The following is a 12571-nucleotide window of genomic DNA, read 5'->3' as shown; positions in this document are numbered from 1 at the left end:
GGATAAATTGAGTTGTGGAATTTTATGAATAAATATGCTCAGACTAGCAAAGACGAATGCATTTAATTTCAATTCGTAATCTCCGCATTGATACTACTCAGTTTCCTGATGTCAAAAAGCAAATAGAGTACTGGTACACTACTGTTAAGAAGGCGGATTGGCAAAACCTTGAAGATGTAAGAAAAATTTATCGTGATGCAGAAGCAGTAGGAAATTTTACTATTTTTAATATTAAAGGCAATGATTATCGTCTAATTGTTGGTATTGATTACGAAAACCAGGTCGTCTATTACAAGTATTTTCTCACACACGCTGAATACGATAAAGATAAATGGAAAAATGACCCTTACTTTTGACCAAAATAACTATCGTCATCTCTTAGCAGAAGTTGTTCCTGTCGCAATAGAAACAGAAGCAGAGTACGAACGTATTCTCAAGTTAGTAGAACAGCTAACTTTTAATAAGAATCGCACTCAGGAAGAGCAAGCTTTATACAAGCTACTGATCATCTTGATTGAAGCTTATGAGACAGAACATTATCCGATGGAAGAATCTGCACCTCATGAAATTCTCCAGCATATTATGGAAGAAAGTGGAACTCGTCAAGCTGATTTAGTGGGAATTATTGGTTCAAGTGGCGTAGTTTCTGAGGTTGTCAATGGTAAGCGTTCGATTAGTAAAGCGCAAGCTAAAGCTTTGAGTGAGTATTTTCAAGTTGCACCTAGTTTGTTTATTTGAGAATGTAGGATATGTTAACTATTGCGCCTGTATTTGGTGATTAATCTCAAGGGTTTCAAGCTAGAATCTAAAATTGTTATAGTGTTGGGTTTCGCTTTGCTCAACCCAACCTACATTTGTAGCGATAATGTTGCAAATTGCTATAAGTTTTGATTGAAACAACTGGGTGAATTTATTGCTCTTTTTAACTATGGTTGATGTCAAACTAACATTTGCTTACACAAAAACTATGAATTTGTAAAGTTAATCATGGTTGGGCTGGTAGAGGTTAGAGTTGGAGTTTTCCAGTTTTAATGCGGGAAGGGTAACAGTAAAGGTTGTGCCAACTCCAACAGTGCTATCAACTAATATTTGACCTCCATGTGCATCAACACACTTTTTCGTAATTGATAACCCCAATCCTGTACCGGGAATTTTGTTGACGTTAATTCCACGATGAAATGGTGTAAATAGCTTTTCTAAATCTTTTTCTGTTAGACCAATTCCTTGGTCTTGAACTTGAAATTGAATGTAATCTGACTCGCAGTGTAAGTTAAAGATGACTGGGGTGCCATCGGGAGAATATTTCAGGGCATTTTCTAACAAGTTGTTCAGGATATGTTGCAATAAATTGGGATCAAGTTCATAAAACAGATTTTCTGGTTCGTCACATCCTGAAAAGTTGAAAATAAATCTCTCTGGATTTTGAGCACGGGATTGTAAATCTTCAACCAAGAAAGAGCAAAACTGGTAAATATTAATTGGTGTTGGTTGATAGTGAAACTGCTCTTGTTCTACTTGACCGAGAACTAACACATCTGTAATTAATTGCGCCATGTGCTGGATAGCTGCTTTCCCCCGTTCGATATGAGCTTGTCGTTTTTGGGGATTGACTATGTCAGGCTGTTCCAAAAGTTCCAGTGTTAAGAGTATGGAACTTAAGGGATTGCGAAATTCATGGGAAACAATAGAAACAAATTGAGATTTCAGTTCATTCAAGCGTTTTTCTTTTTGTAGTGCTTGTCGAATAGCTTGTTCGGCAATATGGTTAGCTAAAGCTACCTGAATCGCAATAATTAGATCCTGTTCTTCAAAGGGTTTAACGATATAGCCGTAGGGATGGGTGGCGATCGCTTCTGTTAAAGTTGACTCATCAGCATGGGCAGTGAGAAACACGACAGGTATCTCAAACTGTTGGCGAATTTGATCTGCTGCTTCAATTCCGCTTTTGTCACCTTGCAGATAAATATCCATCAACACTAAATCTGGTTTGTGGGCTGCAACCAGTTCCAACGCTTTTTCGGCAGAATTAGCAGTTCCAGAGACGTTGTAGCCTAACTTTTTCAAATGCTGTTTGATGTCTAAAGCAATCACCCATTCATCTTCAACAATCAAGATACTGGGTTTAGAAGATTGTTGTGCCATATCATATTACAACCTTTTTTTCAAGAGAATCTTAAATTGGCTGCCTCCTTGTCTAGATAGTTGCAGTGTACCTCCAAGTTGCTCTACTAAACCTTGTATGAGTTGCATTCCCAATGAAGTAGTACACTGTGGATCAATATCGGCAGGTATCCCAATTCCATTATCTTTGACAACTAAACAATAATACTCAGGAGTATGCAGCCAAAATTGCAGTGTGATTTCACCTTTTTGGTTCGGGAAAGCGTATTTTAAAGCATTTGAAATTAGCTCATTAATGATTAATCCGCAGGGAACAGCCGTATCTAGGTCTAGTTCTAGTTCGCTCACTTCAATCACAAAACGGATAGCCGATTTGTTGGAAGTATAGGAACGTACTAAATCACTGACAAGGTGTTCTACATAAGTTGCGAAGTTAATCCGGGCAAGGTTTTCAGAACGGTAGAGACGTTCGTGGACGAGTGCCATTGTTTTGACTCGGCGCTGGCTTTCAGTCAGCAATTTTAGTACAGCAGGGTCATCAATACTACTGGCTTGCAGACTTAACAGACTAGAAACCATTTGCATATTATTCTTAACTCGGTGATACACCTCCCGCAATAAAACTTCTTTTTCTTTCAGGGATGCGCGGATTTTTTGTTCAATTTGTCGGCGTTCTTGCAGTTCTGTTTGTAGTTGTTTGTAAAGTTCAGACTGTTGAATGGCGATCGCTAATTGGTTGGCTATTTGTTGCAGTAGATCTATTTCCCAAGCTTGCCAAGAGCGGGGAGTCGAATTTTGGTAAACTGCCAACAAGCCCCAAAGATTTTCTCCGAAGAAAATCGGTGCGATCGCATAAGCTCTAGCTTGAAATTGTTCTAGCAGTGCAATATGACATTCTTGATGTCCAACTGTGTAAATATCTGTAACCGCAAAGGTTTCGTAATTTTTGTAGCGTCCTCCTTCAGTTGCTTGCAAATAAGTATCTTCCCAAACTCTTTTAACGTTGGGTTTCACTAGTTTCACCCAACCGGGAGCAACTGATTCAACAATAAAGTTGCCGCTCCAATCGGCATTAAAACGATACACTACTGCTCGATCGGCTTGCAATGTATGTCGTACTTCATTGACAGCAGTTGTGAGGATGGCATCCAAATCTAGAGACTGGCGAATTTCATGGGTAACCAGTCGGAGTGCTTTTTCCTGCTTGGCTTGCTGCCTAATAGCTGTTTCTGCTTCTTTGCGATCGCTCACATCTAGTAAAACTCCATGCCAAGCAAAAGCCCCATTCTCCCGTGGTTCTACTTGCGAATTGACTTGCACCCATTTGAGTTTTCCAGAGGGCGGAATGATGCGATATTCCATGAAAAAAGGTTCTAAGTTCTGGGTGCAACGGGTCATTAAGATAGCGCGAGGCGGTAGATCGTCTGGATGAATCTGGTTGATGATCGAGTAAGCATTTTGCATTGCTTGCTCTGCTGTCACCTCAAAGATGGATTTACAGGCTGGGCTGATGTATTCAAACCAAATTTGGCCATTGGCTTCTTGAACCATAGTGTAAACCACTACGGAAATTTTTTGGCCAAAGTTCTGTAACCACCTTTCGCTGCGTCGCAAAGCGGCTTCTGCTTGTTTGCGATTGGTGATATCCATCGCAATTCCCATCAACCGCGCAGGTTTTCCCTCTTTGTCCAGCAAACAAGCGCCTCTGGCGTATACCCAATAAATATTGCCGTCTCGGAGCAAGCGGTACTCTACTTCAAAGGCAGAACCTTGTTGTAATCCTTGCTGGGTTTTTTGTACAACATAGTCTCGATCATCAGGATGAACGCAACTCAAGAACAGCTCGAAGGTCGGATGAGGGCTAATTTCTTGACCATTTTGATCCAGAACTCGTCCTTGAGCATCGGTTTTAAAACCAAATAGCGCATATTCTTCCGGCGACCAATGGACGATATTTGTCTGTGGATTCAAGTCCCAAGTTCCCATTTTGGCAGCAGAAAGCGCCATTTGCAGTTTCTCAGTCCGTTCTTGAACTCGCTGTTCTAGCTCTTGGTTGAGTTGTTGTAATGCAGCTTCCGCACGCTGGCGATCGCGCAGTTCTTGTTGTGCTTGTTGATAGAGTTGTGCTTGCTGAATTGCGATCGCTAACTGATCTGCTACTCTAGTTGCGAGTTCTATTTCCTGTTGTTTCCAAGGTGCTTCTGTGACCAGCTTAGATAGCGATAAGCTGCCCCAAATTTTACCGTTAACAACGATGGGTGTTAACAACCAAGCTGGAGGAAAACTCTCTGCAATTTTTTTGTTAATCGGGTCTTGAATGCTATCGATGCCATTGACCTGCACTACCTGGAGTTGCTTTAATTTTGCTGCATAGGGATTGCCCGTATCAGGAATTTCTAAACCTGTTGTATCTGTCAGCAATGGATATTGGCAATAAACTGCCAGAGTTTGCCAACATTGACGCTCTGGCACATACTGCACAATGGAAGTGCGAATCACTCCCAATAATTCCGTGACTTCAGCTATTGTGGTCGAAAAAATCGTCGATAAATCTAAGGAACTACGAATTCTTTGGACTACTCTATTTAAAGTTTGCTCTTGCTGCGCCTGAAGTTGTAAAGCAATTTGAGCGGCTTTGCGCTCGGTAATATCTCGTGAAATACATAATATGGACTCAATGACGTTGTCACGAGTCAGTTCGGGTGCGATTACCATTTCAAAGAAACGTACTCCGTTAACTGTTGGAGTATCAAATTCAATGATCTGCTTTTGCCCGGTTTGTAGTAGTGCTTGGGCAGCCGTTTCCCAAGCATTAACCATTGTCTGTGGCAATTCCAATTCGCGGCAGGTTTTACCTAAAAATACTTCTGCTGGAATTCCTGTGAGTTCTGTCAGGACTGGACTAGTGTAAAGATGTCGCAGCTGGGTATCGAAGCGTTCAATAATATCAGGAGAATGTTCTACCAAAGTTTGGTATAGCTGTCGTGACTCTTGCAGTGCTGTTTTGATGGCTTTGCGAGATGTAATATCCGTGACAAAGCCCTCTAAACAAAGGAGTTCACCACTATCGGAAAATATACCCCGCCCCCGTTCCCAAACCCATTTCTCAACTCCTGATTTCGTAATCATCCGAAACTCAAACTCGTAGGGTTGCTGGAGTGCAACTGCTTGCTGAACCATTTCCCATACGCGATCGCAGTCATCTGGATGAATTGTCTGCCCACAAGAAATGGTGCGTTCTATTAAGTATTCTCCCTGCTCATAACCAGTAATATTGAACACACCTTCACTAATAAATTCAGCAGTGTAATTGCGATCGTTAGCCACCCGGTACACATAACCAGGTAGGTTGCTAATCAAAGTATCTAAGCGACGTTCGCTATTTTGTAAAGCTCGATTTGCTAGCAACTGAGTTTGAGTTTTCTCCCAAACACTGATCACTGCTTGCGCCAATCGACTGAGGTTTGCGGGTGACTTGATCAGATAATCCTCCAACCCTGCTTTCATAGCTGCAACAGCAATTTCCTCGCTACCAGCATTTGTCAACATAATTACAGGACAATTGCTGCTGTAGGCTTTGAGAGTCTGCAAAACATCCAGTCCGTTTGTCCACGGTAACTGATAATCAGCGATCGCCAAATCAAAATTACGCTCTGCAATCGCCTGTGCTAACTGATCAGCATTCACAATTTCTTCAATCTGAAGTCCTGGTAAATCTTGAGTTAGTGCTTGGATTGTGAGAGCGCGCTCAACTGGATTAGCATCGATTAGCAGAATTCGTTGCAATAACTGCTCTCGGCTCATGAACGTCAGCTTCCAATACCTGGAAAAATAAGTGTATTTTGATGCTAATGGTAATATATCCAGTTAAGCCACACTAGGTATGAAAGCAAAAGTAATACAAATTACGAATTGGGATTACTAGTTTAGCAATGGCAGTATGACAGTAAAGGTTGTACCAATGCCAACTTTGCTATCGACGAAAATCTCGCCCCCATGAGCATCAACACATTTTTTCACAATCGCTAAACCTAAGCCTGTACCCGGAATCGAGCCGACATTTTCAGCACGTTGAAAAGGCTGAAACAATCGTGGTTGGTCTAATTCAGGAATGCCAATGCCATAATCTTGAATCCGAAAAGCGATCGCATGATTTTGCCCAATGAGGTCAAAATTGACTGTGCTACCTGGTGGTGAATATTTAATTGCATTAGTGATTAAATTGCCTAAGATGTGGCGCAGTAGACTCTCATCCCAGAGAGCATCTTCTAATTTTCCAGCACTGTGAAAAACTACAGTAATCTGTTTTTCCGCGCTAGCAAGTTGAACTTCATCAACTAGTTGACGGCAGAAAGCTTCTAAATTCAGGCAGACTAAATCGCATTGTAATCTCCCAGAATCAGCTTGACCGATGAACGAAACTTCATCCAAGAGCTGCGCCATGTTTTTGATAGCAGCGCGAATCATTTGGAAGTGAGAGTGTTTTTTTTCTATGGTTAATTTATTATCGTTGTCTTGCAGCAATCCTGCGGCTAGGAGAATCGTGTTGAGAGGATTGCGGATGTCATGGGAGAGCATTGAGACAAACTCCGATTTGAACTGGTTAATTTCTTTGGCTCTTACCAGTTCGGCGGTACGTTCTTCAACGCAGTGTTCTAATGTTTGATTGGTGGTGCGTAATGATTCCAAAACCTGTTTACGCTCGATCGCATAATGTATCGAGCGCACTAACACATCTACATTTACTTGACGCTTGACTAAATAATCTTGTGCGCCTTGACGCACAGCTTCAATTGCCAGTGTGTCGTCATTGGTATTTGTTAATACCACAATCGGGATACTAGGCAAACAGTTAATTAACGTTGGTAAGGATGATAATCCCTCACTATCAGGTAAAGTGAGATCCAACAAAATGACATCGTAAGCGCCAAATAACTCGTCCTTACTTAATTCCTTAACTCCATCTTGTAAGCGCTGAACATGAACAACACTAAAATATTTAGATTGGGCTTGCTTGAGAAACTCTTGTAACAATCTCGCTTCTGCCAAGTTGTCCTCAATCAACAAGATTTTTACGGAGCTTGTCGCCGTCATTTTCTGGTGTCACCTCCTGATTTGTTAAGGGTCAAAGGTCAAAGGTCAAAGGTCAAGGGTCAAAGGTCAAGGGTCAAGGGTCAAAGGTCAAAGGTCAAAGGTCAAGGGTCAAGGGTCAAAGGTCAAAGTTTATTAGCTAGTTTCTCTCATCTCCCTCATTATTCCCAATCCCCATTCCCAAATCCTCACACGCTGCAATCGTGGTGCCCCGAGTTACCCATTACCCATTCCCCATTCCCCATTCCCAATCCCTACTCCGACGGCAATGTCGCCGTAGAGAGCCAAAATTCCTCAATACCTTTGACGATTTGAAACAGCTGGCTCAGGTTGCGAGATTTGGTGATGTAGCAATTGACGTGTAAGTCGTAGCTATGAAAAATATCATCCTCGTTTCTGGAGGTGGTGAGCACGACTACAGGAATGCGCTTGAGTGTGGGGTCGCTTTTAATTTCAGCCAAGACTTCACGACCATCTTTTTTGGGCAAGTTCAAATCCAAGAGGATGAGGTCAGGACGTGAGGCGTTAGCATATTCACCTTCTTGGCGTAAATAAGCCATTGCTTCCATACCATCTCTGACCGTCACTACCTCGTGTGGTACGGTGCTGTTTTTGAGTGCTTCTTGGATTAAGCGGATATCAGCTTTGTTATCCTCGACCAAAAAGATCTTTTTGTGTTTGTCTTCCGTTTCTACGCTCACGCTCGCGGCCTCCGACTGGAATCGTAAAGTAGAAGGTAGCACCTTCGCCCAGTTGTGACTCTACCCAAATTCGTCCCCGATGGCATTCAATAATTTTCTTACAGATGGCTAGACCCATACCTGTACCGGGATACTCTTCTCTGGTGTGTAGGCGCTGAAAGATGACGAAAATGCGATCGCTAAATCTTGGTTCTAAGCCAATACCGTTATCTTGGACGGAGAATAACCACTCATCTTCTAACCTTTCGGCTCCGATGTGAATTTTTGGTGGTTGTTCGCTGCGGAATTTGATTGCATTGGCGATGAGATTTTGAAATAGCTGCATTAATTGTGTACTATCAGCCATCACAGTTGGTAAGGGGTCATGGGTAATCATAGCCCCAGTTTCATGAATGCGCCCGCGCAAATTACTGAGGCTGCGATTTAGCGGCGTTTCTACCTCAGTTAGTTGAAAGGCGCTCGCTTGCATATCTACCTTGGAATATGCAAGTACGTCATCAATCAGGGTTTGCATCAAGCTGACTCCCTCAACGGCGAAGTTAATAAATTCCTTCGCGTCTTCGTCAAGTTCGTTTTCATAGCGCATCTCTAATAGCTGCACATAGTTTGCTACTTGATTTAAGGGTTCTTGTAAATCATGGGAGGCGACATAAGCAAACTTTTTCAATTCCGCATTCGAGCGTTCTAAGTCGTGCGCTAACTGCGCTAGTTCATCGGCTTGACGCAGCACAATATTAATAATGGCTTTGCGTAATTCTAGTGCAGCTTTGATTTCAACAGCTTTCCAGCGTAAAGATGTTAACTGAACATTTTCTTTCCACAATTCAAAGGATTTACGCGGAACTAAGCGCAGATTTCCTTCTGTTTGGCTGACTTCAAACGCTTCATTGGGATTACCACCCCAATTTACTGTTTGAATCACTTCCGGTCGAAACCATAAAACATAGTTGCGCTTAGATATGGGAATCGCTAATAAACCACTAGCGACGTTTTTAAATTTTTCGGCATCTGGATAAATCCGGGGTAGGGAATCTGTGTAGAATACTTCCTCACGGACGTTATTCTTCAGCCATTGCAGTAAAAAGTTGAGGTCTTCTTCTTTGGGAGTTTGCCCAATGACTGTACAGCGATCGCCAAAACAAACAGCCGCACCTTGAGCGCTAGTTAAATTCAGCAAATTCGGCTGATGTTTTACTAATCCATCAATGAAGTTTTCTTCCTGGGACATATATTCAACTAATACTGTTTGAATATATGCCAAATTCATTCGATAGTCGTAATCTTCTGTTTCTTCTCTGGTGGAAATTTCTGTAAATATCACTCTACCTAAGAATTCGCAGGCTTTCCGGAATTCATAGGAAACATATTTCGGTGTTTGGTGATGACAAGCAATTAATCCCCAAAGTTTGCCATCTTTAATCAAGGAAATAGTTAAAGAAGCACCTACACCCATGTTGTGTAAATACTCTAAATGGCAATTTGCTGCGGTTCTCAAAATTGAGTTAGTTAAATCAATTGGTTGTTGACTTTGCGGATGATTAATTGGCAGAATTTGTACGGGTTCTGCATGAGCATCGGGAATTAATCTGATGAAGTTAGAAGCAAATAGCTTTCTTGCTGGTTTAGGAATATCTGACTCTGGGTAATGTAAACCTAAATAAGGTTCCATGCTGTCTAGCTTTTCTTCAGCTATGACTGAGCCATGCCCATCATCATCAAATTTATAGAGCATTACTCTATCAAACCCAGTCACTTTGCGGACTTCTTGGACGATAATTTGACAGAAATCGCGCAGGTTTGTGGTTTTTTCTAACTGATTAATAGAAGCTCTTGCTAGGTGGTAAAAGCTTAGAAATGGGATATTTTCTTGAGAAATTGCTGGTTCTAATTCTAAAATCAACAATCCTTCTGGGTTGCGATGAAATACCGCATCAAATACTACATATTCATCGCCTTTCTTTCTCACCCAAATTTTTGTTGGGTTAATATAATCCAGGTTGCCTTCTAATATGCCTGCTTTAATTCTTTCGATTTGGAAGGGGTCGAGTAAATCTTCGAGTTTTTTTTGCAATACATCTTCGGGCAATATGCCGAAAACACTCCAAGTATTACTACTAATTTGTAATATGTTCAGTTCTGGTTCCCCCAATACCAAGAGGACACCATGAGGTTGAATTTGACTACAAACGTGAATAGCTGCTTCTTTTAAGCTATTCACATTAATACTTTGTGCTTGGAATTCGGATACCATTAAGATTCTCCTCTATTTTACCGGAGCATCAAAAGCAGAGTATCAATAAATGTTAACCATTTACTGAAGTTTGCACCCTACTTAGATGTGGAAATTTAATTGCAGATGTTGGGAAGGAATGCTCGCAATACACCAGTTGCCACGGGCAGAGAATAAAGAAACACAAATTATAAAAACCTTAATAAATTCACAAATTAACAAAAATTGGTCATTTATCGACTATATAGCTAATTCTCTGAAGCTGCACTACTTGATTCATTCTGATGTTGTTAATCTTTTACTTTTACGTGGCATCACGTAGTATCTCCCTTATCTTCTTGCATTCACAGTGTAACAGGCAGTCAAGTTTTGTAGAGATAAGTTATATGAATAACAGGTGATTAATTGATTCGTTTGTATGTAGTTGTGTTACGTATTTGATATCGTTAAATCATTGTTAAATATTACTACATTCACGCAGAAAGTAAGTGATAAATGTTGTTCAAGGCAGATAATGGCTGGTTAATTATTTATATAGATTAATTGAGAAAATCGGTGATCAATAGCAGCAAACTCAGCAATTTTATATTGGAGTTACTGCTATATATCAAGACAGTTCAGATAAGATCATTAGTGATTTATTTGTCAGTCGTGGAAACAGTTAGCTCAATTGGGGGATTCTCCCCCAAACCCCCGATTGGGTGACGGTTGCGTCCCCCAAACCCCCTCCAAAATTATTGTTTTTGTTGTCAATTTATTTTTTTAACTGAACTGTATTTTGATATCTGTACCCCTTGAATATCGCTAACTGTAGCGATATTTAGATCCCCGACTTTTTGAAAAAGTCGGGGATCTGGACAGCGCACCATAACGCACCAAACATGATTAAATCCAAGAATTGAACAACATCCGGAGTTTATAAGCCTCAGAAGTGAGAGGTAAGCCTAAATAAATTGGTAGCCAGAAGATAAAAGCAGCCAAAATCATAAAAGTAATTGTGACACCTAATGCTCGGAGTTCGCGGTGATAGCTGCGAAGACATTGATCGACAAACCAGGCGATCGCTAAAAATACAAAGACTAATGCACAGATATAATGGTAAATAAACACACATCTCGTGACTTTTACCCAGGGTAATAAATTAGCTGCATAATTTATTACTATGTACAACGCAATCCAAGTATCAACAGCAAGATTGCTGGGTATAGCTAAATGTTGCTTTTTAAACAAAGGAATTACTAATTTTGACAACAGCATTGCGGCTATAAATAATATGGCAGCCATCCCAAACCACCATAAAAAGGGATTACCCATAGCATGGACATCATATATTACCCGTCCATCTGCAGCGGGTAAATTCGGCCCCATCACAGGTAACGGATCACTGAAATTACGAGTAGTTTGATAATAATAAGCCATCGGTCGCGTCATGAAAGGCCATTTATACCAAGCTGCACAATATGGATGGACGGCTGGAATATTTCCGTCCATGTGCAAGTGAAAGTTTAAAATTTGCCGATGTACTTCAATAAAATCGAATCTTGTATCTAAGCGTAGGTGAGGAATCCAAATTAAGCTATAGACTATAGCCGGGATGATTCCTAAATAAGAGATCATCTGAAAAATGTTTAGCTGAGTCAAATTTTGTAGCGGTGTTTGAACTTTGGTTAATAAGGGTTCTGTAGCTGCTGTATCAATGCTCTCAAAAAGGCGTTTTTGGTTAGTTAAAGAATTTAAAAACCGAATTAACCAAGCTGTTATCCAAATTAAATAAGCACCTAACAAAAACCATAAACCATTCCATTTAGTACCAGTTGAAGCACCAAAGGCAATACCAGATGCAATTAACCATAAAGCACGACGTTGTTTTTGATTTTCTAAGGCTAATAATAAAAACCATTTTCCTAAAAGACCAAAGATAACAATATAAATATTATTGAGTGCATAACGAGATTCAACCAAAAATAGTCCATCACAAGCAGTAAAGAAACCTGCTAGTAAAGCAAAGCTGCGGCGATGACTAATTTGATAAGCAATAGCAGCAACAAATACAGGAATAAATGAACCAGTGAGAGCATTTACCCAACGATAGTTCCAAGGCGACAATAAAGAACCTGCTAGCCCATTAACTGGTTCTTGCCCAAAATGAAAATGACTACCAAGCCAAATGCCGATACCAATAATATATTGACTTAATGGTGGATGAGCATTGAAAAACGGCTTATTGATGAGATAGTTATTACCAAATGTGGCGAAATAAACTTCATCAAATACAAGAGTATTGAATCTATTCAATCCCCAAAAACGCAAAGCGAATGAGAAGAGAAATATACCGAATAATCCAATTTGGAACCATTTTTTAGTCATTTTTTATTTGTCATTTGTCATTTGTCATTTGGTATTTGGTGTTTGTCATTTGTCATTGGGT

At 40.5% G+C, this 12571-nt stretch carries 8 protein-coding genes; 2 read left to right on the top strand and 6 right to left on the bottom strand.

Features of this window, described 5'->3' with window-relative positions:
- Positions 1–56: 56 nt before the first annotated feature.
- Complete coding sequence (locus tag HGR01_RS01370; RefSeq protein ID WP_045869956.1) at positions 57–356, top strand: type II toxin-antitoxin system HigB family toxin; 300 nt, start codon at positions 57–59, stop codon at positions 354–356.
- A complete protein-coding gene (locus tag HGR01_RS01365; RefSeq protein ID WP_045869955.1) occupies positions 340–738 on the top strand; it encodes a helix-turn-helix domain-containing protein in 399 nt (132 codons plus the stop codon). Before HGR01_RS01370 ends, HGR01_RS01365 begins: the two co-directional genes overlap by 17 nt.
- 243 nt (positions 739–981) lie before the next feature.
- Here HGR01_RS01365 and HGR01_RS01360 read toward each other — a convergent pair whose 3' ends face one another.
- The 6 genes from HGR01_RS01360 to HGR01_RS01335 all read right to left on the bottom strand — a co-directional run bounded on the left by HGR01_RS01360 (position 982) and on the right by HGR01_RS01335 (position 12510).
- Positions 982–2142 (bottom strand): ATP-binding protein, encoded by a 1161-nt coding sequence (locus HGR01_RS01360; RefSeq protein WP_045869954.1) that lies wholly within the window; start codon positions 2140–2142, stop codon positions 982–984.
- A gap of 6 nt (positions 2143–2148) precedes the next feature.
- Positions 2149–5925: a PAS domain-containing protein gene (locus tag HGR01_RS01355; RefSeq protein WP_045869953.1), complete on the bottom strand. Its 3777-nt coding sequence runs from the start codon at positions 5923–5925 to the stop codon at positions 2149–2151.
- Between the two features lie 117 nt (positions 5926–6042).
- Entirely contained in the window at positions 6043–7215 is a 1173-nt protein-coding gene (locus HGR01_RS01350; RefSeq protein WP_045869952.1) for an ATP-binding protein, read from the bottom strand.
- Between the two features lie 251 nt (positions 7216–7466).
- Positions 7467–7913: a response regulator gene (locus HGR01_RS01345; protein ID WP_045869951.1), complete on the bottom strand. Its 447-nt coding sequence runs from the start codon at positions 7911–7913 to the stop codon at positions 7467–7469.
- Complete coding sequence (locus HGR01_RS01340) at positions 7861–10164, bottom strand: sensor histidine kinase (protein WP_045869950.1); 2304 nt, start codon at positions 10162–10164, stop codon at positions 7861–7863. Before HGR01_RS01340 ends, HGR01_RS01345 begins: the two co-directional genes overlap by 53 nt.
- Before the next feature lie 864 nt (positions 10165–11028).
- Complete coding sequence (locus HGR01_RS01335; protein ID WP_045869948.1) at positions 11029–12510, bottom strand: dolichyl-phosphate-mannose--protein mannosyltransferase; 1482 nt, start codon at positions 12508–12510, stop codon at positions 11029–11031.
- Between the last annotated feature and the right edge of the window lie 61 nt (positions 12511–12571).

The organism is Tolypothrix sp. PCC 7712 (assembly GCF_025860405.1).
GTDB lineage: Bacteria > Cyanobacteriota > Cyanobacteriia > Cyanobacteriales > Nostocaceae > Aulosira > Aulosira diplosiphon.
This window is presented reverse-complemented; position numbering and strand designations above follow the sequence as displayed.

Excerpts from the sequence above, each read along its gene's own strand:
- HGR01_RS01365 (WP_045869955.1), top strand. The coding sequence starts at position 340 with ATGACCCTTACTTTTGACCAAAATAACTATCGTCATCTCTTAGCAGAA.
- HGR01_RS01350 (WP_045869952.1), bottom strand. The coding sequence starts at position 7,215 with ATGACGGCGACAAGCTCCGTAAAAATCTTGTTGATTGAGGACAACTTG.
- HGR01_RS01355 (WP_045869953.1), bottom strand. The coding sequence starts at position 5,925 with ATGAGCCGAGAGCAGTTATTGCAACGAATTCTGCTAATCGATGCTAAT.
- HGR01_RS01360 (WP_045869954.1), bottom strand. The coding sequence starts at position 2,142 with ATGGCACAACAATCTTCTAAACCCAGTATCTTGATTGTTGAAGATGAA.
- HGR01_RS01370 (WP_045869956.1), top strand. The coding sequence starts at position 57 with ATGCATTTAATTTCAATTCGTAATCTCCGCATTGATACTACTCAGTTT.
- HGR01_RS01340 (WP_045869950.1), bottom strand. The coding sequence starts at position 10,164 with ATGGTATCCGAATTCCAAGCACAAAGTATTAATGTGAATAGCTTAAAA.
- HGR01_RS01335 (WP_045869948.1), bottom strand. The coding sequence starts at position 12,510 with ATGACTAAAAAATGGTTCCAAATTGGATTATTCGGTATATTTCTCTTC.